Consider the following 4,617-nt stretch of genomic DNA (forward strand, 5'->3'; position numbering starts at 1 on the left):
AATCTAATCTAGGCACCCCCGAGACGCCCACTGCCCCGGCGGTGCGTCGTTATCTGGCTGAATTCCTCACCGATCCACGCGTGGTCGCGATTCCGCCACTGCTGTGGAAACCCTTGCTGTACGGGCTTATCCTGCCGCTGCGCAGTGGCCGCTCGGCCGCAAAGTATGCCCAGGTGTGGCTGCCGGACGGCTCGCCGCTGATGGTCTACACACGGCGACTGGCCGAGGCCATGCAGGCGTTGATGCCCAACGTGCGGGTGCGCCACGCCATGCGCTACGGCGCCCCGGCACTGACCGCCGAGCTGGACCGGCTGGCGGCCGAAGGCATGCGCCGGATCGTGGTGCTGCCGCTGTATCCGCAGTATTCGACCACCACCACCGCCTCCATCGAGGACCAGGTGCGCGACTGGCAGCCACGGCATCCCGGCGTCACCGTCACCCTGGTGCGCGATTACGCGGTCGATCCGGACTGGGTCGAGGCGGTGGCCACCCGCATCCGCCAGTGGTGGGCCGAGCACGGTCGCGGCGAGCAGCTGGTGTTTTCCTTCCATGGCATCCCGCAGCGCCTGGCCGATGCCGGCGATCCGTATCCGCAGCGCTGCGAGGCCAGTGCCAAGGCGATCGCGCAGGCGCTGGATCTGCCCGATGACGCCTGGCGGCTCACCTACCAGTCGCGCTTCGGTCGCGAGAAATGGCTGCAGCCCTACGCCGAACCGACCCTGTGGGCGATGGCCGAAGGCGGCGTCCGCACCATCGACGTGGTCTGCCCGGGCTTTGCCACCGACTGCCTGGAAACCCTGGAAGAAGTCGCCCTGGGCTTCACCGAGACCGTGGCCGAGCGCGGCGCGCGGATGCGCTATATCCCCTGCCTCAACGATGCCCCCGAACACGCGCTGGCGTTGTCGCGGCTGAGCATCGCGGCCCTGGGATGAGCCTGCAGCCGTTTTCCCTGGCCGTCGGCGGCTTCATCGCCGCCGGTCTGCGCGCGGCACAGCCGGGTGGCCAGCGCGTACTGGCGCTGCACGGCTGGCTCGACAACGCGGCCAGTTTCGTCCCACTGGCCGCGCAGCTGCCCGACCTGGACTTGGTCTGCCTCGACCTGCCCGGGCATGGCCACAGCGCGCACCTGCCGGCCGGCACCCAATACAACACGCCCGGCGCGATCTGCCACGTACTCGATGTCGCCGATGCACTGGGTTGGGATCGCTTCACCCTGATCGGCCATTCGATGGGCGCCGGCATCGCCAGCCTGACCGCAGCGGCCGCACCCGAGCGCGTGGAGCGGCTGGTGGCGATCRAAGCCCTCGGCGGCCTGCGCGGCCCGGAGGATGAAACCGCCCAGCGCCTGCGCGACCACGTACGCGCCGCACGTGCGTTGCCCGGGAAAAACCTGCGCGTATTCCCCGACCTGTCCGCCCCGATCCGCGCACGCATGATGACCAACCAGCTCAGCGAGCCGTGCGCACGCCTGCTGGTCGAACGCGGCGTCAAACCGGTCGACGGTGGCTACAGCTGGTGCAGCGATCCACGCCTGATGCTGCCCACTGCGATGCGTCTGAGCGAAGCGCAGATCGACGACCTGCTCGCCGCGATCGAATGCCCTACCCAGGTGATCTACGCCACGCCGGCGCAGTCGTACTATCCCGAACCCCTCCGCAGCGAGCGCATCAAGCTGTTGCGCAACGGATGCCTGGCGGTGTTCCCCGGCACCCATCACCTGCATATGGAACACCCGCAGGTAGTCGGTGACGTGGTCCGCCGGTTCCTGGCCGGCTGACGCGCACACCCGGTAATCGCATGCGGCACCTGTATCCGCGGGTCGGGCAATCGCAATCAATACGTGTGTCCGCACGGACAGGGCAATCGCATGCAGCCCCCGTTTCCGCATGCGTTGGCCAATCGCATGCAACAACGCGTCCGCACGCGTCGGGCAATCGGATGCAGCACGGCGTCCGCACGCATGCGGTGATGCTGCCCGGGTTGGGTCGGTTCCCGAACGAGCGCCGACCTCAACTGCGATCTCATTGACGCACGGACCGGTGATCACGCGGCTGTGCAGCGGCAAGCGCCGCTGCAGCCAGCGCACCGCAGCCCCACCGGGGCCTGCGACAACCTGACGCACTCAACTTCCACGCAATTGGACCGATACCGATAAAGCAGGACGATGTCTTTGGCCTGCGCCGTCGCTTGCTCCGCCGTCGCGAAGCCGCGCACCACCCCAAGGCTTCAGGGAACGTCGTCGCAATGCCGTGTTGGCTGTGCCATCGCCCACAAGGACCGGGCCATGCCGGCGGTGCCCCGCACCGTCGCCGCGATTGCCGTGCCTGTCATCGCCTGCCGTCCGCCCCGCCGCTCACCTCTTTCGCAGCGCCCACCGCAACCACGGTGTCCGGCGCGCCTTTCGCCTGTCCGCCTCCGCGCGCGTCGGGCCATCCCGCCTGCTTCTGATCCTGGAGTTGCCATGTCTGCCCATCCGCTCGCCCCGTCCCGCCCGCCCGACCGCACTCATCCGCTCCACCCGTCCGCACTGACGGGCAGAACCAACACCCTCTACCTGCTGTCGGTCGCGGCACTTGTTGCCGCCGCGCTCGGCACCGCGCTCTGGCAGCGGCACTGGTGGCTGCTGCTCACGCTGGCCCTGGTCGCCACGTTGCTGTTCGTGCTGGCCGCGCGCGTACGTCGGCAGGCGCACCTCGTCCTACGCGACACACAGCAGTCCCACGCCACCGCGCTCGCGCTGGCCAGCGACCGTGAACGCGACGACGCCGGGCACCAGCACGATGCGCAGATCCGCCAGGCCTTGGATGTTTCGCGAACCGCGATGATGATCGCCGACAACGACCACGTGATCCGCTACGTCAACCACGCGGTCATCCGCCTGCTGCGCAACCAGCAGGACAGCCTGCGCGAAGCGTTCCCGGATTTCGATGTCGACGGCTTGGTCGGCAGCAGCATCCACCGCTTCCATGTCAATCCGGATCGCATCCGCGCCATCCTCAACACGCTGCAGCAGGTTCACCACGGCCGTATCCGCATCGGCCCGGTGCATTTCGCGCAGGTGGTGACGCCCGTATTCGACGCACAGGGCAGGCGCCTGGGCTTTGCGGTGGAGTGGCATGACCGCACCCAGGAACTGCAGCTGGAGAACGCCGTGGCCGACATYGTCGCCGCCGCCGCCAAGGGCGACCTTGATCGCCGGCTACCCGTCGGTAATGCCGGCACCAGCTTCCTCGATGGGCTGACCGGCGGCATCAATCAGTTGCTGGAAAGCGTCGGCGGCACCGTGGGCGAGATCCGCCGGGTGCTGTCCGCACTCGCCCGCGGCGACCTGGACCAACGCATGCAGGGCGACTTCGACGGCGCCTTCGCCGCCATGCAGCGCGATGCCAACGCCACCGCTTCGCAGCTGACCGCCATGGTCGAGCGCATCAAGCAGTGCACCGGCTCGATTTCGCTGGCGGCCAGCGAAATCGCCACCGGCAACAACGATCTGTCCGAGCGCACCGAGCGCCAGGCGGCACATCTGGAGGAGACGGCCGCGTCGATGGAAGAGCTCACCTCCACCGTGCGCCAGAACGCCGAGCACGCGCGCCAGGCCAGCGCGCTTGCCCAGGGCGCGCAGGATGTCGCCGGCCGCGGCAGCCAAGTGGTGGGCCGCGTGGTCACGACCATGGAGGCCATCCAGGTGGCCTCCAGGCGCATCGGTGACATCACCGGGGTAATCGACGGCATCGCCTTCCAGACCAACATCCTCGCGCTGAACGCGGCGGTCGAAGCCGCGCGTGCCGGCGACCAGGGCCGTGGTTTCGCCGTGGTGGCCAGCGAAGTACGTACGCTGGCCCATCGCTCCGCCGACGCCGCCAAGGAGATCAAGGGCCTGATCGAGGACTCCGTGCTGCAGGTCGCCGACGGCGCCCGTCTGGTGCAGGATGCCGGCAGGACCATGGCCGAGATCGTCGGCAGCGTGGCCGGGGTCAGCGGCATCATGGCCGAGATCTCCTCGGCCTCCCAGGAACAGGCCAGCGGCATCGACCAGGTCAACCAGACCGTTGCGCAGATGGACGACGCCACCCAACAGAACGCCGCCTTGGTGGAAGAAGCCAGCGCGGCCGCGCGCCTGCTCGAGGAGCAGGCGGCCGAGTTGACCGAAGCGGTGGCGGTGTTCCGGCATGGGCAGCGCGTGCAGCCACCGAGGACGTTGGCGCGTGAAGCGGAGGCCATGGAGGTCTGAGCCAGCGTTCGACAGCGACCCGCGCCATGCACCGATGATGCGGCGAGCGCAGCAGCGAGAAGGACAAACGGCGCCTGCGAGGGCGCCGTTTTTATTTATCGGGCTGCGCAGCAGGGTTGCATCATGCTGGACCGCCGGTGCGGTGCCCTCGCCGACAATGGCCTGGCAAGGATGGGCATGGCCCTGTGTACGGCGCCTCCGCATCACAGGGCCATGCGTCGATGCGGCCGCAGCATGAAACGTGGTCGATGGGGAAACGACCGTGCCGGGACACGTATGTGCATTCCCCGCAGCCGGGTAGTGCCGAGCCATGCTCGGCACCGCGCCGGTCGAGATCATGCACACGTGTTGGAAAGCAGCCGAGCATGGCTCGGCTCTACCGGGAC

3 protein-coding genes are annotated in these 4,617 nt (G+C 68.4%); all 3 read left to right on the plus strand.

All coding sequences use genetic code 11. The features are described 5' to 3' along the window. Positions 1 to 932, plus strand: a 932-nt coding sequence (hemH, locus tag ACXJKH_RS15400; protein WP_457320570.1) for a ferrochelatase, incomplete at its 5' end; no start/stop codon positions are given. Beyond that, complete coding sequence (locus ACXJKH_RS15405) at positions 929 to 1,777, plus strand: alpha/beta fold hydrolase (protein WP_457320572.1); 849 nt, start codon at positions 929 to 931, stop codon at positions 1,775 to 1,777. The genes hemH and ACXJKH_RS15405, both read left to right, overlap by 4 nt. Before the next feature lie 684 nt (positions 1,778 to 2,461). Continuing rightward, on the plus strand, positions 2,462 to 4,231 hold the full coding sequence (locus tag ACXJKH_RS15410) for a methyl-accepting chemotaxis protein (RefSeq protein ID WP_457320574.1): 1,770 nt from the start codon (positions 2,462 to 2,464) through the stop codon (positions 4,229 to 4,231). Positions 4,232 to 4,617 lie beyond the last annotated feature (386 nt).

Source organism: Stenotrophomonas sp. P5_B8, assembly GCF_054049855.1.